Source organism: Streptomyces sp. NPDC094034, assembly GCF_040303865.1.
GTDB lineage: Bacteria > Actinomycetota > Actinomycetes > Streptomycetales > Streptomycetaceae > Streptomyces.
Map to the genome: position 1 here is coordinate 103,498 of NZ_JBEOUD010000021.1, position 24,171 is coordinate 127,668.

Genomic DNA, 24,171 nt, shown 5'->3' on the forward strand with positions numbered 1-24,171 from the left:
CGACTCGCCGCCTAGTTGTGCGTCGGGAAGGGCGCCCGCCGGCATTTTTCCTGGTCAGGCGCCCTACTCCGGTGTCTAGAAGAAGCCCTGCTTCTTCGGCGAGTACGACACCAGCAGGTTCTTCGTCTGCTGATAGTGGTCCAGCATCATCCGGTGGTTCTCACGGCCGATCCCCGACTGCTTGTAGCCGCCGAACGCGGCGTGTGCCGGATAGGCGTGGTAGCAGTTCGTCCAGACCCGGCCCGCCTGGATCGAACGGCCCGCTCGGTAAGCGGTGTTCATGTCCCGTGTCCAGACACCCGCGCCCAGACCGTACAGCGTGTCGTTCGCGGTTTTGATCGCGTCGTCGAAGTCGCTGAAGGACGTCACCGCGAGGACCGGGCCGAAGATCTCCTCCTGGAAGATCCGCATGCGGTTGTGGCCCTCGAAGATGGTGGGCTGGACGTAGTAGCCGCCGGCCAGTTCGCCGTCGTAGTCGATCCGCTGACCACCCGTCAGGACCTTGGCCCCCTCCTGCCGGCCGATGTCCAGATACGAGAGGATCTTCTCCAACTGGTCGTTGGACGCCTGCGCGCCGACCATCGTGTCGGTGTCCAGCGGATGGCCGGGCACGATCGCCTCCGTGCGGGCCACGCCCGCGGCCAGGAACTCGCTGTAGTGGCCGTCCTGGATCAGCGCGCGTGATGGGCAGGTGCACACCTCGCCCTGGTTGAGGGCGAACATCGTGAAGCCTTCGAGCGCCTTGTCACGGAAGTCGTCATCGGCGGCCCAGACGTCGTCGAAGAAGAGGTTCGGGCTCTTGCCGCCGAGTTCCAGGGTGACGGGTTTGATGTTCTCGGAGGCGTACTGCATGATCAGCCGCCCCGTCGTGGTCTCGCCGGTGAACGCGACCTTCGCCACGCGCGGGCTGGACGCCAGTGGCTTGCCCGCCTCGACGCCGAAGCCGTTGACGATATTGACGACGCCCGGCGGCAGCAGATCGGCGATCAGATTCATCCAGAGGTGGATGGAGGCCGGGGTCTGCTCCGCGGGCTTGAGCACGACGGCGTTCCCGGCGGCCAGTGCGGGCGCGAGCTTCCACGTCGCCATCAGGATCGGGAAGTTCCACGGGATGATCTGGGCCACCACCCCGAGCGGCTCATGGAAGTGGTACGCGACAGTGTCGTCGTCCAGCTCGCTGAGCGTGCCCTCCTGGGCGCGCAGCGCCCCCGCGAAGTAGCGGAAGTGGTCGATGGCGAGCGGGATGTCGGCCGCGAGCGTCTCCCGGACCGGCTTGCCGTTCTCCCAGCTCTCCGCGACGGCCAGCTCTTCGAGATGCTCCTCCATCCGGTGGGCGATCCGGTTGAGGATATTGGCACGGTCCGACGCCGACGTCTTCGCCCAGCCGGGGGCCGCGCCGTGCGCCGCGTCGAGGGCGCGCTCGACATCGTCCGCCGTGCCACGGGCGATCTCGGTGAAGGGGCGGCCATTGACCGGGCTGGGGTTCTCGAAGTACTGGCCGCGGGCCGGCGGTACGTACTCCCCGCCGATCCAGTGGTCGTAGCGGGACTCGTACGAGACGATCGCGCCCTCGCTGCCGGGCGCTGCGTAACGGGTCATCTCTGTGGCCTCCCGGATTCCGCGCCGCCCGCCGTTGGACGGCGCCCACGCCCGACGTTATGGAGCGGCACGTTGCGACGACGTTGCACCGCCGCCGTGGTCATCCAGGCGGGCCGTCACCTCCGCTGCCACGCGTCGAGTTCCCGTACCCGTGCGAGTGCCGCCGGCCGCTGCTGCACGGGGAGTACGGCGGCCAGCGCCCGCCACACCGGCAAGTCGTCCTCGCCCCAGGGGCTGTAGGCCCAGTCGGCCAGCAGCCCCGGGTCGCCGCGAGCGACCAGCGCGGCCCGCAGTTGGTCCGCGAGACGCCGGCGCAGCCGTACCACCGTGGGCGCCCGCGAGGCCGGCAGCAGCGGTCCCGCGTACGCGCTCATCGCGGAGGTCACGGAGCCGGAGGCCAGCCGCCGGGTCACCGTGCCGAAGTCGGACTCGACGTGGGCGGCCAGCCGGTAGGGCCGTGACCGCAGCAGCCCGGGGCCGAGCAGCCCACGCAGCCGGGAGAGTTCCGCGCGCAGCGTGACCGGGGTGACCGACTCGTCCTCGTACAGCTCGACCAGCAGTTCGTCCCCCGCCATGCCCTCGGGGCGGCGCGCGAGCAGCGTCAGGATCTCGCTGTGCCGGGGGCTCAGCCGCAACTTGCGACCGGCCGCCACCAGCAGCGCCTCGTCCCGTCCCAGTGCCGTCAGCCGTACGGACTCGGCGTCGGGAGACGGCGCGAGCAGCGCGAGCTGTGACTCGGCGGCCCGCGCGACCGCGCCCACGAAGCCCAGGCTGTGCGGATGGGCCAGCCGGTCTCCACCGGTGATGTCGACGGCGCCCAGCAGCCGTCCGCTGAGGGGATCGTGGACGGGCGCCGCCGCGCAGGTCCACGGGTGCGCGGGCCGCTGGAAGTGCTCGGCGGCGAAGACCTGTACGGGCCGGTCCACGGCGATCGCGGTGCCCGGCGCGTTCGTTCCGGTCACGCCCTCCGACCAGCGAGCCCCCGGGACGAAGTTCATCCGGCCCGCGAGCAGCCGGGTCGCCCGGTGCCCCTCGACCCAGAGCAGTCTGCCGTGCGCGTCGCACACCGCCATCAGATGTTCGCCGTCCATGGCGTACGCACCCATCAGCTCACGGAAGAGCGGCATCACCCGGGCGAGCGGATGGGCGTCGCGGTACGCGGCGAGTTCGTCGTCGGACAGCTCCACGCACGCCATGCCCTCCGGGCTGACATGGGCGCGGGCGGACCGCCGCCAGGACGCGGCCACCACGGGCCGCACCGGTTGCTCGACCCGCCCCGCGCTCGCGTACGACTCGTACGCGCGGCGCAGGGCCCCTCGGCGCTTCACCGGATCGGCGCCCGCTTCCAGAGCCACCCAGGTGTCGGTCAACGCGGCCTCCCCGGTCGGACATCACCGGACGTGCCCATCGTCGCCCCGGCGGCCACGCCCGGCAAGCGTTCCGCCGGGCAACCGGACCGTGCGGATCACGCCCCGGGTGCACTGCCCTGTGCGGGTGTGTCCTCCGCGAGCGCGTCCGCCAGGGCAGCCGCGGGATCGGGGCCGCCAGGACCCGCGGGAGCCCACCGGCCCCGCTCCTTGCGGTAGGGCCACCAGCGCCCGTCGCGGCCGTACCGCAGCTGGACCGGCGCCTCGGCCACGGTCCAGCGACCGCCGCCGCCCGCCCGCAGCCGCGGCGTGTCCCCGTCCTCCCAGGCCGCGTCGAGCGCCGCCGTGGCCCGAGCGAGGGCCTCGGGCTCCGGGGTCCAGGTGTCCTCCAGTACGGAGAGTGCCGCCGCGCCGCCGTATCGCCAGGCGCGTACCGCGAGGTCCAGCTCGGCCGGCCGGCGGCCGGAGCCCGAGCCGAGCCGCGCCACCAGCCGCTGGTCGGACGTCGTGGCGGCCAGCCGTACCGCATCCTGTCCAGGCGTCAGCTCCGGCTCTTCCGGCTGCTGTTCATGGCCCGGAAGCAGAGCTTCCGACAGCAGCCGCAGCGCACGGGCCGCCGCGTCGGCGGCGAGGAACTCCAGGGCGTCCGCGTCGACCCCGGCCGGCGGCGTGCCCTCCGTGTCGAGGGCCGGCGGCTGCCCCGGCTCCGGCGGCAGCGGCGGGGGAGCGGGCAGCGGCGGCAGAAGGTCGCGCGCGGCGAACGCGGCCACGGCCGGGACACCGGCCTCCTCGCCGCTCCGGGCGCCGTCGTCGTCCGTGCCGTCCCCCGGCTCCTCCTTCGCACCGGCGGCACGGGCGGCACGCGCGACGCTGCGCACCTGAAGCTCGTGGAGAAGCCGGCGCTCGCTCCTGCCCCGCATCAGCAGCAGGAGGAACGGATCCTGGTCCAGCAGCCTGGCCAGCTGATAGCAGAGCGCGGCGGAGTGCGGGCAGTGGTCCCAGGCCTCACAGCCGCACTCCGGCTCCAGATCACCTATACCGGGGAGGAGTTCGACCCCGGCGCCCGCGGCGTCCTCCACCAGATGTGGCGGCATCTCCCGGTCGAGCAGCGCCGCGATATGGCCCGCCCGGTCGACCGCCATGTCCAGGAAGCGGTCCCACTCCTCGTCGCTCAGCTGCTGCAACAGCACATCGCTGCGCTGGGCGGTGCCATCCCGGTCCTGGACGACCGCCGTGATCCGTCCCGGCCGTACGGACACGGCGCCGACGGCGCCTTCACGGGCCTGCCTGCGCCCCCGCTTCAGCTGCTGGGCGTCGAGCGCGGTGTCCTCCAGCGCCTTCAGCCAGGCCCGGCCCCACCAGGTATGCGCGAAGGCCCGGCCCGCGGCGGGCGCCAGGGCGGCGAAGGTGCGCTCGTCGCCGTCCGCCGAACCGTCCGGCGCGTGGTGCGCGAAGCCTGCCACCGCGCCGTCCGTGGCGCCGTCCTCGGAACCGCCGTCGTACCTCGTGCTCATCGGGCGCTCCCTCGCAGCTCCACCAGATCCGCCAGCTCGGCGTCGGTCAGTTCGGTCAGGGCCGCCTCGCCGTTGCCCAGTACGGCGTCGGCCAGCCCCTGTTTACGTGCCAGCATCTCGGCGATCCGGTCCTCGATCGTGCCTTCGGTGATCATCCGGTGCACCTGTACGGGCCGCAGCTGCCCGATGCGGTACGCGCGGTCCGTCGCCTGTGCCTCGACGGCGGGGTTCCACCAGCGGTCGAAGTGCACGACATGCTCGGCGCGGGTCAGATTGAGCCCGGTGCCCGCCGCCTTCAACGACAGCAGGAAGACCGGGACCTCACCGTTCTGGAAGCGGTCCACCATCGCCTCGCGTTCGGCGATCGGCGTACCGCCGTGCAGAAACTGGGTCGGTACCCCGCGCGCCGCCAGATGGCGTTCCAGCAGCCGCGCCATCTGTACGTACTGAGTGAAGACCAGCACGCTCGCGTCCTCCGCGAGGATCGTGTCGAGCAGTTCGTCCAGCAGTTCCAGCTTCCCGGAGCGGTCGGTGAGACGGGGCCGCTCCTCCTTCAGATACTGCGCCGGGTGATTGCAGATCTGCTTGAGCGCGGTCAGCAGTTTGACGACGAGTCCGCGGCGTTCCATACCGTCCGCCTCCGCGATCGCGGCGAGGGTCTCCCGTACGACCGCTTCGTACAGTCCGGCCTGCTCCCTGGTGAGGGAGACGGCTCGGTCGGTCTCGGTCTTGGGCGGCAGTTCGGGCGCGATCCCCGGATCGGACTTCCGGCGGCGCAGCAGGAACGGGCGGATCAGCGCGGCGAGGCGCTCGGCCGCCGCCGGGTCGTTACCGCTCTCGGCGGACCGCGCGTAGCGGGTACGGAACGTACCGAGGCGGCCGAGGAGTCCCGGGGTCGTCCAGTCGAGGATCGCCCACAGCTCGGAGAGATTGTTCTCCACGGGGGTGCCGGAGAGAGCGACCCGGGCCCTGGCTCCGATGGTGCGCAGCTGCCGGGCGGTGGCGGAGTACGGGTTCTTGACGTGCTGCGCCTCGTCGGCCACGACCATGCCCCAGTCCGTCCCGCCGAGTCTCACCGCGTCGAGCCGCATGGTGCCGTACGTGGTGAGGACGAACTCGCCGTCCGCCAGGTCCTCCAGACTGCGGGAGGCACCGTGGAAGCGGCGCACCGGCGTGCCGGGGCCGAACCGTTCGATCTCACGCTGCCAATTGCCCATCAGGGAGGCCGGGCAGACGACAAGGGTCGGGCCGGCCGCCGCCGGGTCGGTCTGCCGGTGCAGATGGAGCGCGATGAGGGTGATGGTCTTGCCCAGCCCCATGTCGTCGGCGAGACAGCCGCCGAGTCCGAGCGATGTCATGCGGTGCAGCCAGTTGAGCCCGCGGAGCTGGTAGTCGCGGAGCGTCGCGGCGAGCGCGGCCGGCTGTCCGATCTCCTGTTCCGCGCTCTCCGGATCGGCGAGCCGGTCGCGCACAGTGGCGAGCCAGCCCGTCGCCCCTACCTCGACCCGGCGGCCCTCGACCTCGGTGGAGCCGGTCAGTACGGCTTCGAGCGCGTCGACCGGACTGAGCTTGCGGTCCTGGCTCTCGTGGGCCCGCCGGACCTCCGCCGGGTCGATCAGAACCCACTGGTCACGCAGTCGGACGACGGGGCGGCTCGCCTCGGCGAGCCGGTCGATCTCGGCACGGGAGAGCCGCTGATCCCCCAGCGCGAAGTGCCAGTTGAAGGAGAGGAGGGCGTCGGCCGACAGGAAGGCGGGCAGATTCGTCTCCGGCCGGGAGGATCCGCCGATGTCCGCCGAGCCCGCTGTTCCCGCCGCGTCCGCCGCCTCCGCCGTGTCGGAGCCGGACCCTTCGTCCGCGGGGCCGATGACGGCGCGGGCCGTCAGCGTGCGCGCCAGTTCCCTGGGCCAGTGCACCTGGACGCCGGTCGCGGCGAGCGCCCCGGCCGCCTCGCCGAGCAGTTCGGTGACCTCCTCGTCCGCGAGCTCGATGGCGTCCGGCACGGCGGCCGAGAGCAGCGGGGTGAGCGGCGGCCAGGCCCGGGCGGCGCGGCGCAGCGCGAGCAGGGCGTCCATCCGGGCGCGCGGGCCGAAGGCGGCCGACGCCGGACCCGACCACACGTCGGTGGCGTCGCGGACCGCGGAGGGATCGCTGACGCTGTGCATCTGGAGGACGGCGCGGAAGGCGGATTCCGGTGTGCCGGGTGTGTCCGGTGCGCCCGGCGTACTCGGCATGTCCGGCGGGCCCGGTGTATCCGGCGAGCCCGGTGTGTCCGCCAGCCCCGGCAACTCGACGCGCAGCGAGAGCCGCACGCCCGCGTCATGCCCCGCAGCCACCGCCGCGGCCCAGTCACGCAGCTCGGGAAAGCGTCGTGGCGGGGCGGCGGCGAAGGCGGGTTCCGCCGTGACGAGCGCCGCGGCCGGCGTGCGCGGCAGCGCGTCGGCGACCGCGTCGAGGAAATCCCTCAACAGCCTCTCGGGCCGGGGGAGAAGCACCGTGTCCGGCGATCGGGCGGCCCGCCCGGCGGTGGCGCCGAGCGGTACGGCGTGCGCGCCGGGCGGCATGGCGGCGGCCAGCGCCCGGATCCGCTCCAGATCCTCGGCGGTCAGTGGTCCGGCCCGCCACGCGTCGTGATCCGTACCGGTGAGGCCGGGCAACAGCCGCCCACGGGCGGCGAGTTGCAGGGCGAGGAGCGCCGCCGCACCCCAGAAGGCCGCGGACGAGGAGGCGTTCGCCGAGGCGCGTGCCCTGGTCAGCACGGGCAGAGCGGTGGCGACGGGAGTCAACAGCGCCCTGACCGTGAGAGGGTGGCCTTCGGTGTCGACGACGCCCAGTTCCTCCAGGGAGCCCGGTGCGGACGGCGGCTCCGCGCCGTCGGGTCGCCAGAAGGCGATCCGCCCGGTGCGAGCCGGATCCGCGGGGAGAAAGACGGTGGAGCAGTGGGCGAGTTCGACGGTCCGGGAGAGCGTTGCCGCGGGGAGCCTGTGCACAGCGAAGACGCATTCCTCAAGTTTGACTAATGCGGGTCGGGGCCGCCGAGGGTACCCCACCGCGAAGCCACGCGGGGACGACGCCGCCGTGACCTGACTCACTCCCGCGACACCCCTGGGTGTAGCCAGCACCACCCCCACCCCCCGGACAGCACCCAGCTTTTCCGGGTGGTGGCGTCATGGCCGCCCGGCATCAGGCACACCTACGTTTCAAAGGGGCCGACGCAGTCCGCACGGCCCCCTCTCAGCGCCCACCTCGGCCTACACAGACCGGAGACCGACATGCCCCAAGCCGCCGCCATCCCCCTCGCGGAGCCCATACCCGACCCCGCAGTCGGCCGCGTCGGCGGCAGCGACTTCACACCCCTCCTGCGTACGGTCAGGGAGCAGGGTCTCCTGGAGCGCCGGGTCGCCTGGTACGCCCGGGGCATCACCGTCAACTTCCTCTTCCTGGCGGCGATCGTCGCCGCGATGGTGCTCCTCGGCCCCTCCTGGTGGACGCTGCTCCTCGCGCCGCCGCTGGCCGTCATATCGGCGCGCATGGCGTTCGTCGGCCATGACGCGGGACATGCCCAGATCACCTCCGACCGGGGCAGGGGCCGCTTCATCCAGCTCGTCCACGCCAACCTGATGCTCGGTATGAGCCAGGAGTGGTGGAACGACAAGCACAACAGGCACCACGCCAACCCCAACCACATCGACAAGGACCCGGACGTCGCCGCGGACATCCTCGTCTTCACCCAGCACCAGACCGCGGGCCGCACCGGACTGCGCCGCTGGCTCACCCGGCACCAGGCCTGGCTGTTCTTCCCGCTGACCACTCTGGAGGGCATCGCCCTCAAGGTGTACGGCTTCCAGGCCGTCTTCTCCCGCGGCGACGACCGGATGCCCGCCCGCCGTCGAGTGACCGAGGGAGGGCTCCTCATCGCCCATGTCGCGGCGTATGTGACCCTGCTGCTCACCACGATGACCGTCGGCCAGGCCATCGTCTTCGCCCTGATCAACCAGATGCTCCTCGGTCTCCATCTGGGCATGGCCTTCGCGCCCAACCACAAGGGCATGGAGATGCCCGACCCGGAGAACAGCGAGGGCTGGGGCCATCTTCGCCGTCAGGTGCTGACCTCGCGGAACGTCCGTGGCGGACTCCTGACCGACTGGTTCCTCGGCGGTCTGAACTACCAGATCGAGCACCATCTCTTCCCCAGCATGCCGCGCCCCCATCTGCGTCTCGCACAGCCGATGGTGCGCGCCCACTGCCGCTCGCTGGGGCTCCCGTACACGGAGACCGGACTGATCGAGTCGTACCGCCAGGCGCTCGGCCATATGCATGAGGTCGGCGAACCGCTGCGCGCGGGCGCATAGTGGAACTGGCGGACGCCCGTACGCGTTCACTGGGCAGGAAGCGGCCTGGCCGCGAAGGAGGCGTCGAGATGTCGACACGTACGAAGATCACCATCGGGGGAGTGGCCGTCGGCCTTCTTCTGATACCGCTGATCGGTTTCTGGTTCTCACTGCTGGTGGTGCTCGGCGTGCCGGCGGTCGCGTATCTGATGCTGGACCCGTCGCAGCGCCGCAGGCTGCGCAGGATCAGCCGCAAGGAGCTGGGCCGCTGACCCGGGCGGGCTGATCAGACGCGTGCGGGGTCCTGGGCCGGACGGTCCCGGCCCCGCACGCGGACGCGGTTCCGGCCCGGCCGCGGGTGCTTCGAGAAGCGCCGGTGGTCCGAGACGTCTCGGCAGGTTGAGAAGCCCCCGGCAGGTCGAGAAGCCCCCGGCAGGTCGAGAAGCCTGGCAGGGAGACCGGTAGCCGGAAGCGGGAAGCGGGGGGCTCCGAGGGGCCGCCTCAGGCCGGGCGTACGGCCATGCCGTCGAGCGCCTTCAGCAGTTCCGGCAGTTCCGCGCCCCGGCCGACCGGCAGTACGTCCCCCGGCTCCTCGTCCAGCAGGACGAACGCCATGTCGTCGGTCCTGGCGACGAAGGACCAGCCGGGGCCGTCGGCGCGCAGCGTCCTCGCCTCACCCGGGGCGAAGCCGGACCGCACCCGGCCGAGCGGCGGCGGGTCGTCCAGATAGCCGCGCAGTTCCCTCAGCACTCGTCGCACACCCTCATGGGCGGGTCCCGGCGCGCCGTCGGCTGCCGCGGCCGCCGGCTCCTTCCCGTCAAGCTGCTCTCGCCAGGCCGTCCACTGGAGGGCGATTCCGTCCGCGCCGAGGCGCCGCTGGGCCGGGCCCCAGGACTCGGTGTCGGGCGGTGCGAGGGGTGGCCGCAGGCCGTCCTCCTCGGAGCCGGGTTCCGGCTCGGGGTCGTGCGGGGCGGGTACGCCGGGCGCCGCGACGGCGAGGGCGACCGGCCAGCCGGGCAGGGCGCACACCACGGTCCGTTCCGCCGGCGACAGGTCGTGCTCCATTCCGCAGTCCCAGGCAGCGATCGCCACGGCGACCAGTGACACGTCGTCCACCACCACCGTCCAGCGGGCGCCGTCGCCGTCCTGCCCCATGACCAGCCCGTATCCACGGTCGTACGGCTCAAGCCCGAGGGCGGCACACGCTTCCGGGTAGTCGTCGCCGAGTACGGCCGGGAACCGCGCCGGTGTGAGCAGCGTGGCGGTCAGCACATACAGTGCGTCGTCGTCCACGGAGTCTTCCGTTCCGGTCACCGCGCCTCCCGAACCGATCGCTTGTCGGCGCACCCTAGCCAGTGGGCAACCCGGACGTCGAGAGTGCGGTACGACCAGGCTTTTCCGGCACTGGCCCCGGCTCGGCCCCGGGTCTGCCCCGGCTCCGCCCCGGGTCTGCCGCGGCCCTGGCGTCGGTCCGTACGGAGTGTCGTGGTCCCGGCCGGGCCGGTGGTCAGACGGTCGGCAGGCCCAGCAGGCCGCGGGCCACGGTCTGCGGCGACTCGTTCCGCTCGCGGGCCAGCGCGATGACCGCCCGGCAGGCGAGTTCGCTGACACCGAAGGAGAGGGCCTCCGGTGAGACCCAGTCCACCGCCTCGTCGATCCGCCGCTGATCGTCCTCCGCGCACGCCGACACATAGGTGGCGGCGGCCTCGAATATGTTATGCGGCCGGTCCGGGGGCGGCTTCGCGGCCGGGACTGTGGCCCGGTCCGACACATGGTCCGGTACGAGGATCCTGCGCAGTCTGCTGAACACGGGGTCCACCTTCCCTGCTGCCTGGCGTGGTGCGGGCCGCGACGGTCGTCCGGTCGACCTGGGCGCCGTCCGGGCCTGGGCGCCGTCCGGGCCGCCGTCCGGGCCGCCCTTCCAACGTACGGTCGCGGGTGCGCCGGCAGAAGAGGCCCTTCCCCGTGGCGGGTGCTTTTCCGGGCCACGGACACGGGGCCTGGGGTGTGGGGCCACGTATGCGAGGCGCCGGGTGATGGGCGCTGGGCGCAGGGCGCTGGGCTCAGCCGTGGAGTACCGCCAGGGCCAGGAAACGGGGGTCCTCGTCGGTGTACGTCTCCAGCCGCCAGCCCGAGCCGGCCAGCAGCGGACGAAGGTTGGGCTCGGCGCGCAGATCCCCGTCCGTGATCCGTCGGCCCTGTCGGGCTGCCAGCGCCGCCCGGCCGATGGGATGGAACAGCGCCAGCCGGCCCCCCGGCCGTACGACCCGGGCCAACTCCCGCAGATTCTCGTCGGGTCGCGGCAGATGAGCGATCAGGCCCGCACCGAACACCGCGTCGAGCACCGCCGTCCGCAAGGGCAGCCGGCTCACATCGGCGAGCAGCAGGTGCCCGGCGGCGCGACGGCCGGCCCGTACGGCCGCGTCGAGCATCTCCGGGGTCAGATCGACGCCCAGGACCGTGCCCCGCACGCCCACCGCGTCCCGCAGCGGTGGCAGCGCGCGGCCCGTACCGCAGCCCGCGTCCAGCACGGTGTCGCCAGGGCGCAGCCCCAGGTCGGCGACCGCGGCGGCGTAGGCCGGACCGTCGTCCGGGAAGCGCGCGTCCCAGTCCGCCGCCCGGGAGCCGAAGAATTCCTGCACATGTGTGTGGTCATGGGCCATGGGGCAATGATCCCCGGCCAGGCCGTCGCGCGGCGCGCGCGGGTCGCCGCACTTCATTGCCCCACTTCGCCGTCCCACTTCCCGTCGGCTTTTCCCGGGGGTAACTTGTCCCAGAGGCACCCAAGAACATCTGGGATGTCCTGGATATCGCGGATGTCCGGGCGCCTCGGAGGGCCCCGACGGCTTCGCGCGGAGATTTCTCCGAGAAATCCTCGCCGGTTCCGTCGAGGGTGTCGAAATCACGGCGCGTGCTTCTACCTGTCAGTGAGAGCGCCGAGAAGGGCGCGACAGTGAGGAGAACGTCATGAAGTACATGCTGCTGATGCAGTTCAGTGAGAGGACCGCGGACTTCGCACCGCTCACGGAGTGGACCCAGGACGAGGTCAGGGCCCATATCGCCTTTATGCGGGACACGAACAGCATGCTCTCGGACAGGGGCGAGCTGGTCACGGCGGAGGGGCTGGCGGGTCCGGAACAGGCCAGGATCGTACGGGCGGGTGGCGACGGTTCCGCCGTTGTCACCGAGGGCCCCTTCCCCGAGACCAAGGAATTCCTGGCCGGTTACTGGATCGTGGACTGCGAGAGCGACGAGCGGGCGGTGGAGCTGGCCGCGTATGTGTCGACAGCACCCGGCCCCGGCGGAAAGCCGCTCAATATGCCGATCGAGGTACGCCAGGTGATGGCGGGACCGCCCGAGGAGATGTGAGCGCTGACTGATACGACCCGATGCCCGGTGGAACCCGAGCCCGATCCGAGGAGGGATCCGGGAACCGGCGGGGAGACGACGGCCGAGGACCTGCTGCGCACATTGGCGCCGCAGGTCGTCGGCGTGCTCACCCGGCGCTTCGGGGATTTCGACTCGGCCGAGGACGCCGTGCAGGAAGCGCTGTTGGCGGCGTCGACGCAGTGGCCCGACGAGGGCGTGCCCGGCAATCCGCGTGGCTGGCTGATCCAGGTCGCGAGCCGCCGGATGACCGAGCGGGTACGTGGCGAGCAGGCGCGCCGCCGCCGCGAGGATCTGGCGGCGAGACAACTGCCCGCGGACCGATGGACGGCGCCGGCCGCGGACAGTGCGGCACCGGCGGACCGGGACGACTCGCTGGTCCTGCTCTTCCTGTGCTGCCATCCGGCGCTGTCGCCCACGGCCGCGATCGCACTGACCCTGCGCTGTGTCGGGGGGCTGACCACGAGCCAGATCGCGCGCGCCTTCATGGTGCCCGAGACGACGATGGGGCAGCGGATCAGCCGGGCCAAGCAGCGGATCAAGGCGTCCGGGATCCCGTTCCGGATGCCGGAGGGCGAGGAGCGCGTCGGCCGGCTCGACAACGTACTGCATGTCCTCTACCTGATCTTCAATGAGGGATACGCCACCAGCGAGGGCCCGGATCTGCAACGGGTCGAGCTGTCCCGGGAAGCGATCCGGCTGACCAGAGCCGCCCATGAACTGCTCCCCGACGACAGCGAGGTGGCCGGTCTGCTGGCGCTGATGCTGCTCACTCACGCCAGAAGCGCCGCGCGTACCGGCCCGGCCGGTGAGCTCGTCCCGCTCGCCGAGCAGGACCGCGGGCTCTGGGACACGCGGGCCATCGACGAGGGCACCGCGCTCCTCACGGCCACCCTCCCTCAAGGGCCCCTCGGCCCGTATCAGGTCCAGGCGGCGGTCGCCGCCGTCCATGACGAGGCGACGACGGTCGAGGACACCGACTGGCCGCAGATCCTCGCCCTGTACGGAGTGCTGGAGCAGTTGTCCGCCAGTCCGGTCGTATCCCTGAACCGGGCGGTGGCCGTCGCGATGGTGCGCGGTGCGGACGCGGGTCTCGGCATTCTCAAGGACCTTGAGGCGGACGGCCGTCTGGCGGGCAACCACCGGTTGTATGTGGCGCGGGCCCATCTCCTCGAAATGGCCGGCGATCGGCAGGGCGCGCTGGAGAACTACCGGGAGGCGGCGCGCCGTACGACCAGCCTGCCGGAACGGCACTACCTCACGCTTCGCGCCGCCCGCGTCGCCGCTCCGGACTGAGGACGCCTCTTCGGAGCGCGCGTCGCCGCTCGGGACTGAGGTCGCCTCTTCGGAGCGCCCCTGCTCTCGGAATCCCCCCTTCGGAGTACTCCTCCTCGGGGGTGCGCGCCGTGCCCGGGATCAGTCGGCCGACGCGCCCTCGTCCTTGCCGCCGCCGTTGCCGTTGCCGTCGCTGTCGGGGGCGGCCTCGGCGGCGGCTCGTATCCGCTTGCGCTGTCGTGAGGCGCGCAGATTGGCCGCGTTGCCGCAGATCCGTACGTCGTGCCAGACACCGCTGTTGTTGCGCGAGGTGTCGTAGAAGGCCGACCCGCACTCGCCGTTGCGGCAGATCTTGAGGCGGGGCCAGGTCCCGGCCCGCTGCGCGAGCAGTGTCTCCGACCAGAGAGCCGACTCCAGCCAGCCGAGCCCCCGGCCGACCGGGAGAAGCCGCACCTGCCCCTGCTCGTCGGGGGCGAGCCGCACCGCGACGCCGCGATCGGAGAGGAGACGGGATGTCGCACCGGCATCGGGGCGGGGCGTCGCACCGACGCCGGGATCCGTGCCCGCCGCCGGGGCCTTGGTGATCAGCCGCTCGAAGGATTCCCGCAGGTCGCGCAGTTCCCGCGGATCCGACGGGGACAGCGCGCAGTCGGGGGAGTCGAGGCCATGGATACGGGCCCACTCCCCGGCGGCACCGGTCAGCCACCGCTCGGCGGCCTCCTGGTCGGCGAGCAGATCCGGTGCGTACTTCTTGATCGCGCGTGTGTTGATCAGCTCCTGCACCAGCGCGAGTCCGGCAGGAGCCTGGCGTACGCGGTATCGCTCACTGGCTGCCCATGACATAACCGAATCGTACTTGACTCTGTCGCGACGGGCGAGCAGGCTGAAGACAGAAGCTATTGGCTTACACCTCTGTCTATTTTATGAGGCCTCCGTCCATTTCATGAGGAGAGAGCGACATGACCACCGTCATTGGAGCAACCGCCCTGGTCACCGGGGGACAGCGCGGCCTGGGCAGGGCCCTCGTACAGGAGTTGCTGGACGCGGGGGCGGCGAAGGTCTACGCCACGGCCCGTACGCCCGTCGCCGAGAGTGACCCCCATATCGTCCCCCTGCCGCTGGAGGTGACGGACGGGAACTCGGTCGCCGAGTTGGCGCGTACGGCCGACGATGTCTCCATCGTCATCAACAACGCGGGGATCTCGGGCGGCGGCCCGCTCAGCGAAGTCGGCGTCGACGAGGTCAGGGCGGTCTTCGAGGCCAATGTGTTCGGCGCGCTGCGTGTTGCCCAGGCATTCGCCCCGGTGCTGGCGGCCCGTGGCGGCGGTGCCCTCGTCGATATTCACTCGGTGCTGTCCTGGGCGGCCGGAGCCGGTGTCTACGGTGCGACGAAGGCCGCCCTGTGGTCGCTCACCAACTCGCTCCGGCTGGAGCTGGCGCCCCAGGGGACCCAGGTGGTGGGCGTCCATCTGGGATACACGGACACCGACATGACGCGTGAGCTGGACGTCGTCAAGAACGATCCGCGGGACGTGGCACGCGATGTCGTCGCCGCGCTGGAGAAGGGCGAGAGCGAGGTCCTGGCCGACGAGGTGAGCCGTGCCTTCAAGGCCGCGCTGTCCGGGCCCGTCGAGGGGCTGAGCCTTCGGCCGGTCGCCTGACCCGGCTGACGCCGTGATCGCCGCGCGGCGTGGCCCGGCAGGGGCGGGGCCTGACGGAGGCGGGTCCTTGTGGAGGCGGGGCCTTGCGGGGCGGGGCCTTGCGGGGCGGGCGGCGGCACCGAGTCGCGCCGCCGCCCGCCCGCCTGTCGGTCCGCGTGTCGGTCCGCATGTCAGTCAGCGATGTCCGCGTATGCCAGCACCTTGTCGATCTTGACCCGAACCACCATTTCGCCCGGCACCCCGTTGCGTTCCCCGAACTCCCGCGCCCGGTCCTCTCCCATGTACCGCGCGCCGATCCGGGTCGCCCAGGCGCGCAGTTGATCCGGCTCCTCGTCGATCTCGGCCCGTCCGTTGATCACCACGAAGGAGAACGGCGGACGTTCGTCGTCCACGCAGAGCGCCAGCCGGTCGTCGCGCAGCAGATTGGCCCCCTTCACGGTCTCCCTGCCGGTGTTGAAGACAAGATCGTCGCCGTCCAGTACGAACCAGATGGGCGCGATATGCGGGCTCCCGTCGGCCCGTACGGTGGACAACTTGCCGGTGCGCGTTCCTTCCGAGACGAAGGCGCGCCACTGCTCCTTGCTCATGTTTGTCGCCATGTCCGCATTTTCCGCTGACACGCCCGCCGACGCGACGCGGCGCTCCCGGGGACCCGCTTGCCCGGGAGCGGTCGGTGCGGAAGGCTACGGGCGTTGCGGGACCATGGGAACACCTGAACGGGGAGGAACGACAATGCCGTTGGAAAAGGGACTCGACTGGCTGCTCGACGACCTGACCGAACGGGTCGAGCACATAAGGCACGCACTGGTGCTGTCCAACGACGGTCTGGTGACGGGGGCCAGCACCGGACTGGCGCGCGAGGACGCGGAACACCTCGCGGCGGTCTCCTCGGGGCTGCACAGCCTCGCCCGGGGATCGGGGCGGCATTTCCGGGCGGGCCAGGCCAGGCAGACGATGGTCGAGTTCGACGAGGCGCTGCTGTTCGTCACCGCCGCCGGTGACGGCAGTTGCCTGTGTGTACTGACGGCGGCCGAGGCCGATGTCGGCCAGGTCGCCTACGAGATGACGCTGCTCGTCAACCGGGTCGGTGAGCACCTCGGTGTCGCGGCGCGGCAGCCGGGAGACACCAGCCTGAGTGGTCTCTGAGAGCTCTTTGGCCTCCTGGGCCCCTGAGGTCCCTGGCGCCTTGGAACACTCCCAGCCGACAGCCGGATTCTCTGCCTGGTCCGGGAGTTATCCACAGGCGCGGCGAAGCAAGCCGCTGTCGCGCTACGGTCGTCACCGAGAGTAATTACACCTCACGGGGGAGGACCATCATGTCCGTCAGCGATGCTCAGTCACAGGCCCGGCACCACATCGCCGGGGATGCGGATACGCTCGCCGTCGCGGCGACGGCCGAGGCGGTGGAAAGCGCGGGGAAAGGGTCCCGGACCGTCGGCGCCGACCGGGCCGCGCGGGAACTGGACCTGCGGCGGGGCGAGTTCGAGCTCGCCGTACGGCTCGGGCACATCCGTACCATCGCCACCGCCGGCGTGACGACCGCAGGCTCGACCGTCGGGACGACCCTGGGGCGGCGGCAGGTCACGTGGCAGGAGATCGACCGCCTGCGGGCGGCAGAGGGATTCCCGCACACTCTGCGCGAGCGGGTGCGGACCGTGGGCACCGCCGAGGGGGCAGCGCTGATGCCCGTCAGCCCCGGGCGCTTCACACAGCTGGCCCGATCGGGGTTCCTCGTGCCGGTGAGGTTCTATCTCAATCGCTACCGCGCGGTCGTATGGCTGTATCTGGCCGATGAGCTACGGTCCTTCGCCGCGAGGGAACCAGGGCTGCTGACCGGACGGTTCCCTCGGCCACTGCGGGCCGGCCTGGAGGCGGGGGAGGACTGGCGTCCACGCAACTGGCGGGGGCGGCGCATCGGTCAGTTGCTGCATGAGAGCCGGGATCCCTGGGAGCGGGCCGCCATCGTGGGCTGTGTGCTCGATCCGGTCCAACTGGCCGAGCTGGTGTCCGATCCGTACGAACGTGCCCATCTGGACCGGCTGCGGCCGGACCTCGGCCACGGCCGTCCCGAGTCCGAAGCGGCGCGGACAGCGGTCCAGCGCCTGCTGGTGGCGGATCACCCGGACGAGATCCAGTGGCACCGTGCCAGTCTTGACATGCTGCTGACGGCGGCCCGGCGCGCACGCCCCGCGCCGCGCCCCGGCAGTTCCCTGTCGCACGGCGGAGGTCCCGCCCGGCGGTACGACGGGACAGGACCAACACCAGCACCGACACCAGCACCGACACCCGTACCCGTACCCGTACCGGAGCTTGCACCCGTACCCGTACCGGAGCTCGCACCCGCACCCGCACCGGCACCCGCACCGACAGGACCAGAACCCGGGTCGACAGGGCGGGGATCCGGGTCGACACCGGTGGCACACGAGCCGCCGCGCGAGGGCGGTCACCGGGGGCTGCTGACCTGGCTGAGGGCCAGGGGGAAGAGAAGGCTCCGCTCCGGGGTCCGGAGCTGAGCGGTGGCGTCCGTGTCGGAGCCCGACGGGACAGGGCACGGGGGTCAGGAGATGACGCGCAGGACGAGCGTCCCGCGCGAGGGCCGCGTCATGAAGCTCGGGGGAGACGCCGGAGGGCACGGCGACAAGGACGCCACCCGGCCGCGGCGACGATCGGAGCGCTGGAGGACACGGTAGGAGGCCTGTCTGTGTCACTGCCGGAGGTGACTCACCACATTGACCACCCGGCCATTGGGATCGGTGACGAAGAACCGCCGTACCCCCCACGCCTCGTCCCGCAGGGGGTAGACGATCTCGGCGCCGCTCGCGACGACCGCCGCGTACACCGTGTCGACGTCGTCCACCTCGATGCTCAGATCAGGGACGACGGCGACGGACTCGTCGTGCCGCATCAGCGTCAGCTGCGCGCTGGGCTGGGAAGGGGAGGCGAGCGTCATGACCCAGCCCAGGTTCATGACTTCTTCCAGTCCGAGGAGCCCGTAGAAGTCCCGGCTCTCCTTCATGGCCTCGGACCGAATGTCGGGTACGACTCTGCGGACGGACATCGGTGGCTCCTGTCAGTGACTGCGGGCGGTCCCGCGTGCCCCATCCTTCCCCCAAGCGGGGCCCGGTGTCCGTCGTCAGGGCCGGGCGTCGCCGGTGACGATGGTGCGTTCCGCGGAGAACTTGCCCCAGTTGCCATCGGGCAACTTGGCGCGGATCTTCACCCGGTAGGTCTCGCCGGCCTTCTTGCTCGCGTACACGCTATAGCTGGCCCGGCCCGTCGGAGGCTCGCCGCCCCAGATCAGGGTCGTCGCGAACTTCCCGTCGAGATAGATCTGGTAGGAGGGGACCTCGCCGCCGGTCTTCGGTGCCAGCCAGGACAGATCCACGTAGTAGGCGCCGTCGGCGGCGTGTGTCGTGGCCCGGAAGTCGATCGGTGCGGTGTCGGGATCGTCGCCGGGGCCGCGCGGGGTGGTGATCTCCACGGCCCGGCTGGCGGGCGAGGTGTTGTCGGCCGCGTCCCGTGCGGTCACGGTGAAGCTGTAGTGGGTTCCGGGCCGCAGCTGGGTGATCCGTGCGCCGGTCGCGTCCCCGCCGACGCTATGGATCTTGGAGCCGCCCTGGTAGATGTCGTACGAGGTGATGCCCTGGTCGCCCGCCGCCGCGGCCCAGTTCAGCTGGGCGCCCCGGGCGCCGTCGCTCTTGCCCGTCACTCCGGTCGGCCGGGCCGGGGCCTTCTTGTCCTCGGTGACCGCGGCCGGTGTGGTGACGGCCAGTTCGCCGCTGGGCGGGGAGACGGCGCCTTCGGCGCCCCGGGCCCTGACGCTGAAGGTGTAGGCGGTCGACGGCTTCAGACCGGTGACATCGATCATGGTCTGGCCGGCCGGGACGTCCTTGATCTTTGTCTTGCCCCGGTACACCTCATATCCGCTGACTCCGTCCTTGCCGGGGGCCGGCTTCCACATGACATGGACGGAAGTGGCGCTCCCGGCTTGGGCCGTGACGCCGGCCGGCGCCGAAGGCGCCTTCGGCGCCTCGTCGTTGGAGCCGCACGCGCCCAGCGCGAGGACGGCGGCGGACGCGAGGGCGGCAAGGCAGAAGGTCCTTCTCATGGCCGTGTCCTCCACCTGGGGGGCAATGGTCTAGACATATATGACACAGGTGTCGGGTGCACATCAAGGGGGAGGTGGTATCCGATGACGGATCATCACGAGATCCACGCGCCAGGACGCCGGCGCGGACAGATGCCGGACGGGAGATTCCACGCCGCACCCGGTGATATCGCCGTGAACGAGCAGCGTGGCAGGCGCTCTTAGGCGCGGCCACGGCGGACAGCCATATCGACGATCTGGGCATCTTCGGCGGCCGGCCCGTGCTGGAGACCAGCGATGCGGGGTGGCGGCGATGCGGGGTGACGGCGGACGCGCGGATACATCGACTCGATCGTTCCCTGACCGGGACACCTTCCGGCCCCGGTCAGGGAACGATCGAGTGGCGATGCGAAAGCTGGTCAGTCTATCCGGTGGACCAACTGATTGGTGAGCTCGTAACGGGCTCCGACGATGGCCAGCTTGCCCTCGGCCACCTTGGCCGCGAGGTCGGGCTCGGCGGCGAGGCGCGCACGGACCATCTTGACGTTGGCGCTGACAGTGGCGTCGACGCGCGCGTCGCCGTGCTGGGAGTGATCGATGGCGGGCTTGATCTGGTCGGCGAGGTACTGGATGTGGTTCGGCAGCCGCTCGCCGGTCTCCTCGGCCTCGACCGCCGCGGCGACGGCGCCGCACGACTGGTGGCCCAGGACCAGGACGAGCGGGATCGCCAACTCCAGCACGCCATAGGCGATGCTGCCGAGGACGGCCTCGTCCAGGACCTCGCCGGCCGACCGTACGGTCATCAGGTCGCCGAGACCCTGGTCGAAGGCGAGCTCCGGCGGCACCCGGGAGTCGATGCACCCGAGGACGACGGCGAAGGGGTGCTGGCCCGTCACCAGGGTCTGCCGCAGGGCCGCGGTCTCGTGCGGGTGCTGCTGGCGGAAGGTTCGCCAGCGCTTGTTGCCCTCGGAGAGCTCGTAAAGTGCCTGGTCGGGGGTGGCCGGGCGGGCGCTCCTCGGCCGAGTGACAGCCGCACCCGCGGAGGGTGCGGCAAGCGTCACTCCCGCGGTGGCCGCGCTTCCCGCGAGGGCCGCGCGAAGCAGCGTCCTTCGGGGTGTTCCCGTGGTCATGGGGGGTCTCTGTGCTCTGGTCAATATCACGGCCGGAGACTATCCGTGACAGCCTTGGCCAACGATTTCACTTGGTGATCTGTTGACCTGCTCTTGAGCCAACTGTGGCTCAAACATGACGGGTTCGGTGTGCGCTCAGGATCCGTTCCCTCGTCGTTCAGCCCTTGGAGCCTGCCGGGGAGGCCGCCCGATTGTGGTTGCATGGGTTCGGTGAATCGACAGACGATGCCAACGGCCGATGACATCCCCATGTGTGATGTCCGGCGTCGCGGCAGGGATGACCTCGACGCGTGCGTGCGGGTCCTGGGCGAGGTGCACAAGGCCGACGGGTACCCGGTGAACTGGCCCGAGCACCCCATGGGCTGGCTCGCCCAGCCCGCTCAACTCGACGCCTGGGTAGCCGAATTGGACGGCCGGATCGTCGGCCATCTCGCCCTCTGCCCGGCGGGCGAGGGTGATGTCGCCCCCGCCCTCTGGAGCAGTCGCGCCGGTACCACCATCCGCGAGATCGCTGTGGTGAGCCGCCTGTTCGTCGCCCCCTCGGCGCGCGGCCACGGCATCGGCGCCCTGCTCATGGCCCAGGCGGCGCGGCAGGCCAGACGGCGCGGTCTGCATCCGGTGCTGGACGTGGTGTCCACCGACGCCGCCGCGGCGGCACTTTACGAACGCATGGGCTGGAGCCTGCTCGCCGTTGTCGATCAGCGCTGGAGCCCGGATCAGACGGTCACGGTCCGCTGCTACGCCGCCCCCGCCTGAACCGACCGCCGCACAGCCACTTCGAGTCGCACAGCCACTTCGAGTCGCGGGGCCACATGGCACCAACGCCCAGGACCTCCGTCCGGCCCCGTGACCACGCGGCACCCTCCGCCGGGTGGAACCGAACCTGACGACGCGATGGATCACCCTCATACCGGGGGCCGGGCGGTGACACGGATGGGGGAATTTCATGCCCCGCCGACCGCCCCGCCGACGGCCCCGGCGTCGGCCCTGCTGATGGTCCCGGCGCCGGGGAGCCGGTCGTCACGCGCTCAGCGCACGAGGCGCCGCGTCGAACTGCGTACCACCAGTTCCGGCTGGAGGACGACGGAGTGATGCGTGTGATGCTCGGCGTCCGGGCCTGTCTCGTCCATCAGCATCTCTGCCGCCGCCCGCCCCATCGCGTCGGCCGGCTGCCGTACGGACGTGAGCGGTACGACGGCCGCGGCCGCGAACTCGATGTCGTCGTAGCCGACGATCGACACATCGCCGGGCACATCCACCCCGGCCCCGTACATCGCCTGCAAGACCCCCAGCGCGAGCAGGTCATTGGCGCAGAACACCGCGGTGGGGCGCTCCGTGAGTCCCAGCAGCCGGGCCCCCGCGTCGATACCGGACGCCACATCGAGCCGCGCCGACTCCACCTGTCGCAGGGCCTGTTCGGGCAGACCCGCGTCGCGCAGCGCCATCAGCGCGCCGGTACGGCGGTCCCGGCACTGGGGGAGCGACATCGGCCCGCTGATATAGGTGACGGACCGGTGCCCGGCGGCCAGCAGATGCCGGACGGCGAGCGCGCCGCCGGCCACGTCGTCCACCGATACGGAGCACCCCTCGGTGGCGGGCACCGCACGGTCGACATGGACGAACGGAATGCCCCGGCGCGCGAAGTCCCGTACGTTGCCGCCCGTGGTGTCGGCCGGGGTGAGCAGCACCCCGCGCACCCGCTGCTCGGCGAAGAGCCCCAGATACTCCGCCTCCTCGGCCGTGCTGCCCGCGCTGTTGCAGAGCATCACCCCGAGCCCCGCCTCACGCGCCGCCCGCTCGGCTCCCTTGGCGACCGCGACGAAGAAGGGGTTGGCCATGTCGAGCACCAGGATGGCCAGAATGCGGCTGGTACCGACCCTGAGCTGGCGGGCCGTCTCACTCCGTACGAAACCGAGCTGGTCTATCACCGCCCGCACCCGCACCCGGGTGTGCTCCGAGACCTTCTCGGGGCGGTTGAGCACATTCGAGACGGTGCCGACCGAGACCCCCGCCAGCCGGGCCACGTCCTTGATACCGACCGTCTGCACCACGCGCCCTGCCCGTTCTGTCACATCTCGTTGGTTCCCTGACCGAGCTGACCATCCTAACGGGGGACGCGCACCCGATCGGATATATCACCCACAGGGGTGTCAGCGCAGACATGTCACCACGGGCCTGTCCCCCCGAGACCGACTGTCCCCCGAGGCCCGGAGACACGTCAGGAGAAACCCGGCGACTCGTCAGCGCCGCGCGTCCTCGCCGGCCAGCAGCTCGGCGGCGCGGTCCCAGCGGGCCCGGTCCCCGGTCGGCTCGTAACGGCGCGGCTCCAGCGTGGCGCGGAGCAGGGCGCGCAGCTCGGCGAGAGTGCCCCGGACGACGCCCGCGGCGCGCGCCTGGACGAGTACGTTGCCGAGCGCGGCGGCCTCGGCCGGACCCGCGACGACAGGCAGCCCACAGGCGTCCGCGGTGAGCCGGCACAGCAGTTCGTTACGGGCACCGCCGCCGACCACATGCACCGTGTCCACGGCGCGGCCGGACAGTCGCTGGGCGTCCTGGATCGCCCTGCGGTGCGCGAGCGCCAGGGAGTCGAGGACACAACGGGTGATCTCGGCCGGACTCTCCGGTACCGGTCCGCCCGTGCGGCGGCAGGCGTCCCGGATACGGTCCGGCATACCGCCGGGCGCGAGAAACGCCGGATCGTCCGCGTCCACGAACGACCGCAGGCCCGGCACCTCCGCGGCCTCCCGCAACAGCCGGTCGAGCCGCTGCGGCGCGCCCTCGGCCTCCCAGGTCCGCAGACACTCCTGGAGCAGCCACAGACCCATGATGTTGCGCAGATAACGGACCGTGCCGTCGACGCCCAGCTCGTTCGTGAAGTTGGCGCGCCTGCTCTCGTCGGTGAGCACCGGGGCCGCCAGCTCCAGTCCCGCCAAGGACCAGGTGCCGGTGGCGACATACGCGAACCGGTCCCCGGAGGCGGGCACCGCGGCGACCGCGGAGGCGGTGTCGTGCGAGCCGACGGCCGTCACCGGCACCGGGCCGGTCAGTCCGGTCTCGGCGAGCACGTCCGGGAGCAGCCGTCCCGCCGGATCGCCCGGACCGCGCAGGGGCGCGAAGAGCGTCAGATCGATGCCGAGCGCGTCGGCGACGGATCGGGACCACTCCCGGGTTCGGGGGTCGATGAGCTGGGTGGTCGAGGCGTTGGTGAGTTCGGTCCCCACCTCGCCGGTGAGCCAGTACGCGATCAGATCGGGGATCAGCAGCAGTCGCCGCGCGGCAGCCAGCGCGGCGCTGCCCCGCGCGGCGGTGAGCTGGAACAGCGTGTTGAACGGCAGGTACTGCAAGCCCGTGGCCCGGTACAGCGCGGACGGCGACAGCACAGCGCCGGCCTTCGCCGCCTCGCCCTCGGTACGGCTGTCCCGGTAGTGCACCGGATTGCCGAGCAGCGCGCCGGAGGCGTCCAGCAGCCCGTAGTCGACGGCCCAGGTGTCGATCCCGACACTCGCGGGCGAGCGCCCCGCCGTCGCGCCGGCTGCCCGAAGACCGTCCAGGACGCCCCCGTACAGCGACAGGATGTCCCAGTGCAGTGTGCCCGCGGTCCGCACCGGCCGGTTGGGGAAGCGGTGGACCTCCTCCAGACGCAGCGTTCCCGCGCCCCGGCCGGAGACCCACCCGACCATGACGCGGCCGCTGGACGCGCCGAGGTCGACGGCGGCGAAAGGGAGCGGTTCGGTGGGTGGCACGGCTGACCTCGTCGGAACTCGTCGGAACTCGTCGAACAGCGGAAGAGACAGGGGGAGACCGCGGGGACCCCGGGGTG

General features: G+C 71.5%; 22 protein-coding genes. 8 read left to right on the forward strand and 14 right to left on the reverse strand.

Annotated elements, in window-relative coordinates; genetic code table 11:
• Window positions 1–75 precede the first annotated feature (75 nt).
• The 4 genes from exaC to ABTZ59_RS20350 form a co-directional block, all read right to left on the reverse strand.
• Window positions 76–1,599 (reverse strand): acetaldehyde dehydrogenase ExaC, encoded by a 1,524-nt coding sequence (gene exaC, locus ABTZ59_RS20335; RefSeq protein WP_351405214.1) that lies wholly within the window; start codon window positions 1,597–1,599, stop codon window positions 76–78.
• A 116-nt stretch (window positions 1,600–1,715) separates the two neighbouring features.
• Window positions 1,716–2,969 (reverse strand): GAF domain-containing protein, encoded by a 1,254-nt coding sequence (locus ABTZ59_RS20340; RefSeq protein WP_351405228.1) that lies wholly within the window; start codon window positions 2,967–2,969, stop codon window positions 1,716–1,718.
• 95 nt (window positions 2,970–3,064) lie between these two features.
• Window positions 3,065–4,480 (reverse strand): SWIM zinc finger family protein, encoded by a 1,416-nt coding sequence (locus tag ABTZ59_RS20345; RefSeq protein ID WP_351405236.1) that lies wholly within the window; start codon window positions 4,478–4,480, stop codon window positions 3,065–3,067.
• Window positions 4,477–7,470: an SCO1167/SCO6262 family helicase gene (locus ABTZ59_RS20350; protein WP_351405244.1), complete on the reverse strand. Its 2,994-nt coding sequence runs from the start codon at window positions 7,468–7,470 to the stop codon at window positions 4,477–4,479. The genes ABTZ59_RS20345 and ABTZ59_RS20350 overlap by 4 nt, the downstream gene beginning before the upstream one ends.
• A gap of 282 nt (window positions 7,471–7,752) precedes the next feature.
• Between ABTZ59_RS20350 and ABTZ59_RS20355 the strand changes: the two genes are divergently transcribed.
• The gene (locus ABTZ59_RS20355; protein ID WP_351405256.1) at window positions 7,753–8,832 is read left to right on the forward strand and encodes a fatty acid desaturase family protein; all 1,080 of its coding nucleotides are present in this window, start codon (window positions 7,753–7,755) and stop codon (window positions 8,830–8,832) included.
• A 68-nt stretch (window positions 8,833–8,900) separates the two neighbouring features.
• Complete coding sequence (locus ABTZ59_RS20360) at window positions 8,901–9,083, forward strand: tail-anchor membrane protein (protein WP_249950353.1); 183 nt, start codon at window positions 8,901–8,903, stop codon at window positions 9,081–9,083.
• A gap of 229 nt (window positions 9,084–9,312) precedes the next feature.
• On the opposite strand, the gene ABTZ59_RS20365 is transcribed toward ABTZ59_RS20360, so the two are convergent.
• From ABTZ59_RS20365 to ABTZ59_RS20375, 3 genes are all read right to left on the reverse strand, one after another.
• The gene (locus ABTZ59_RS20365; RefSeq protein WP_351405269.1) at window positions 9,313–10,125 is read right to left on the reverse strand and encodes a hypothetical protein; all 813 of its coding nucleotides are present in this window, start codon (window positions 10,123–10,125) and stop codon (window positions 9,313–9,315) included.
• Window positions 10,126–10,318: 193 nt separating this feature from the next.
• On the reverse strand, window positions 10,319–10,582 hold the full coding sequence (locus tag ABTZ59_RS20370) for a hypothetical protein (protein WP_351405641.1): 264 nt from the start codon (window positions 10,580–10,582) through the stop codon (window positions 10,319–10,321).
• Window positions 10,583–10,874: 292 nt separating this feature from the next.
• Entirely contained in the window at window positions 10,875–11,474 is a 600-nt protein-coding gene (locus tag ABTZ59_RS20375; RefSeq protein ID WP_351405279.1) for a class I SAM-dependent methyltransferase, read from the reverse strand.
• 304 nt (window positions 11,475–11,778) lie between these two features.
• On the opposite strand from ABTZ59_RS20375, the gene ABTZ59_RS20380 reads away from it, so the two are divergent.
• Window positions 11,779–12,180: a YciI family protein gene (locus tag ABTZ59_RS20380; protein ID WP_351405288.1), complete on the forward strand. Its 402-nt coding sequence runs from the start codon at window positions 11,779–11,781 to the stop codon at window positions 12,178–12,180.
• A gap of 27 nt (window positions 12,181–12,207) precedes the next feature.
• Complete coding sequence (locus ABTZ59_RS20385) at window positions 12,208–13,494, forward strand: RNA polymerase sigma factor (RefSeq protein ID WP_351405294.1); 1,287 nt, start codon at window positions 12,208–12,210, stop codon at window positions 13,492–13,494.
• Between the two features lie 120 nt (window positions 13,495–13,614).
• Here the strand turns inward: ABTZ59_RS20385 and ABTZ59_RS20390 are convergent, their stop codons facing one another.
• Window positions 13,615–14,316 carry a CGNR zinc finger domain-containing protein gene (locus ABTZ59_RS20390; protein ID WP_351405300.1) on the reverse strand — a complete coding sequence of 234 codons (702 nt, stop codon included), beginning with the start codon at window positions 14,314–14,316 and terminating at the stop codon, window positions 13,615–13,617.
• Between the two features lie 116 nt (window positions 14,317–14,432).
• Between ABTZ59_RS20390 and ABTZ59_RS20395 the strand changes: the two genes are divergently transcribed.
• The gene (locus ABTZ59_RS20395) at window positions 14,433–15,134 is read left to right on the forward strand and encodes an SDR family oxidoreductase (RefSeq protein ID WP_351405304.1); all 702 of its coding nucleotides are present in this window, start codon (window positions 14,433–14,435) and stop codon (window positions 15,132–15,134) included.
• 170 nt (window positions 15,135–15,304) lie between these two features.
• On the opposite strand, the gene ABTZ59_RS20400 is transcribed toward ABTZ59_RS20395, so the two are convergent.
• Window positions 15,305–15,733, reverse strand: coding sequence for a PPOX class F420-dependent oxidoreductase (locus ABTZ59_RS20400; RefSeq protein ID WP_351405312.1), 429 nt, complete (start codon window positions 15,731–15,733; stop codon window positions 15,305–15,307).
• Between the two features lie 133 nt (window positions 15,734–15,866).
• Here ABTZ59_RS20400 and ABTZ59_RS20405 point away from each other — a divergent pair, with 133 nt between their 5' ends.
• Window positions 15,867–16,280, forward strand: a complete 414-nt coding sequence (locus ABTZ59_RS20405; protein ID WP_351405321.1) for a roadblock/LC7 domain-containing protein — start codon at window positions 15,867–15,869, stop codon at window positions 16,278–16,280.
• A gap of 170 nt (window positions 16,281–16,450) precedes the next feature.
• Window positions 16,451–17,647 carry a DUF6397 family protein gene (locus tag ABTZ59_RS20410; RefSeq protein ID WP_351405327.1) on the forward strand — a complete coding sequence of 399 codons (1,197 nt, stop codon included), beginning with the start codon at window positions 16,451–16,453 and terminating at the stop codon, window positions 17,645–17,647.
• 191 nt (window positions 17,648–17,838) lie between these two features.
• Here the strand turns inward: ABTZ59_RS20410 and ABTZ59_RS20415 are convergent, their stop codons facing one another.
• The 3 genes from ABTZ59_RS20415 to ABTZ59_RS20425 all read right to left on the reverse strand — a co-directional run bounded on the left by ABTZ59_RS20415 (window position 17,839) and on the right by ABTZ59_RS20425 (window position 20,351).
• Window positions 17,839–18,192, reverse strand: coding sequence for a VOC family protein (locus tag ABTZ59_RS20415; protein WP_129766339.1), 354 nt, complete (start codon window positions 18,190–18,192; stop codon window positions 17,839–17,841).
• Window positions 18,193–18,267: 75 nt separating this feature from the next.
• Complete coding sequence (locus tag ABTZ59_RS20420; protein ID WP_351405353.1) at window positions 18,268–19,242, reverse strand: fibronectin type III domain-containing protein; 975 nt, start codon at window positions 19,240–19,242, stop codon at window positions 18,268–18,270.
• A 398-nt stretch (window positions 19,243–19,640) separates the two neighbouring features.
• Window positions 19,641–20,351 (reverse strand): carbonic anhydrase, encoded by a 711-nt coding sequence (locus ABTZ59_RS20425; RefSeq protein ID WP_351405373.1) that lies wholly within the window; start codon window positions 20,349–20,351, stop codon window positions 19,641–19,643.
• 225 nt (window positions 20,352–20,576) lie between these two features.
• Here ABTZ59_RS20425 and ABTZ59_RS20430 point away from each other — a divergent pair, with 225 nt between their 5' ends.
• Window positions 20,577–21,107: a GNAT family N-acetyltransferase gene (locus ABTZ59_RS20430; RefSeq protein WP_351405384.1), complete on the forward strand. Its 531-nt coding sequence runs from the start codon at window positions 20,577–20,579 to the stop codon at window positions 21,105–21,107.
• Between the two features lie 272 nt (window positions 21,108–21,379).
• On the opposite strand, the gene ABTZ59_RS20435 is transcribed toward ABTZ59_RS20430, so the two are convergent.
• Both ABTZ59_RS20435 and ABTZ59_RS20440 read right to left on the reverse strand, forming a co-directional pair.
• Window positions 21,380–22,402, reverse strand: a complete 1,023-nt coding sequence (locus ABTZ59_RS20435; protein ID WP_351405656.1) for a LacI family DNA-binding transcriptional regulator — start codon at window positions 22,400–22,402, stop codon at window positions 21,380–21,382.
• A gap of 189 nt (window positions 22,403–22,591) precedes the next feature.
• Window positions 22,592–24,094: a rhamnulokinase gene (locus ABTZ59_RS20440; protein WP_351405401.1), complete on the reverse strand. Its 1,503-nt coding sequence runs from the start codon at window positions 24,092–24,094 to the stop codon at window positions 22,592–22,594.
• Between the last annotated feature and the right edge of the window lie 77 nt (window positions 24,095–24,171).

Bases quoted from the DNA above. Each gene is read 5' to 3' on its own strand.
- exaC (WP_351405214.1), bottom strand. From the start codon at position 1,599: ATGACCCGTTACGCAGCGCCCGGCAGCGAGGGCGCGATCGTCTCGTAC.
- ABTZ59_RS20345 (WP_351405236.1), bottom strand. From the start codon at position 4,480: ATGAGCACGAGGTACGACGGCGGTTCCGAGGACGGCGCCACGGACGGC.
- ABTZ59_RS20355 (WP_351405256.1), top strand. From the start codon at position 7,753: ATGCCCCAAGCCGCCGCCATCCCCCTCGCGGAGCCCATACCCGACCCC.
- ABTZ59_RS20360 (WP_249950353.1), top strand. From the start codon at position 8,901: ATGTCGACACGTACGAAGATCACCATCGGGGGAGTGGCCGTCGGCCTT.
- ABTZ59_RS20375 (WP_351405279.1), bottom strand. From the start codon at position 11,474: ATGGCCCATGACCACACACATGTGCAGGAATTCTTCGGCTCCCGGGCG.
- ABTZ59_RS20380 (WP_351405288.1), top strand. From the start codon at position 11,779: ATGAAGTACATGCTGCTGATGCAGTTCAGTGAGAGGACCGCGGACTTC.
- ABTZ59_RS20390 (WP_351405300.1), bottom strand. From the start codon at position 14,316: ATGTCATGGGCAGCCAGTGAGCGATACCGCGTACGCCAGGCTCCTGCC.
- ABTZ59_RS20395 (WP_351405304.1), top strand. From the start codon at position 14,433: ATGACCACCGTCATTGGAGCAACCGCCCTGGTCACCGGGGGACAGCGC.
- ABTZ59_RS20400 (WP_351405312.1), bottom strand. From the start codon at position 15,733: ATGGCGACAAACATGAGCAAGGAGCAGTGGCGCGCCTTCGTCTCGGAA.
- ABTZ59_RS20405 (WP_351405321.1), top strand. From the start codon at position 15,867: ATGCCGTTGGAAAAGGGACTCGACTGGCTGCTCGACGACCTGACCGAA.
- ABTZ59_RS20410 (WP_351405327.1), top strand. From the start codon at position 16,451: ATGTCCGTCAGCGATGCTCAGTCACAGGCCCGGCACCACATCGCCGGG.
- ABTZ59_RS20415 (WP_129766339.1), bottom strand. From the start codon at position 18,192: ATGTCCGTCCGCAGAGTCGTACCCGACATTCGGTCCGAGGCCATGAAG.
- ABTZ59_RS20420 (WP_351405353.1), bottom strand. From the start codon at position 19,242: ATGAGAAGGACCTTCTGCCTTGCCGCCCTCGCGTCCGCCGCCGTCCTC.
- ABTZ59_RS20425 (WP_351405373.1), bottom strand. From the start codon at position 20,351: ATGACCACGGGAACACCCCGAAGGACGCTGCTTCGCGCGGCCCTCGCG.
- ABTZ59_RS20430 (WP_351405384.1), top strand. From the start codon at position 20,577: ATGCCAACGGCCGATGACATCCCCATGTGTGATGTCCGGCGTCGCGGC.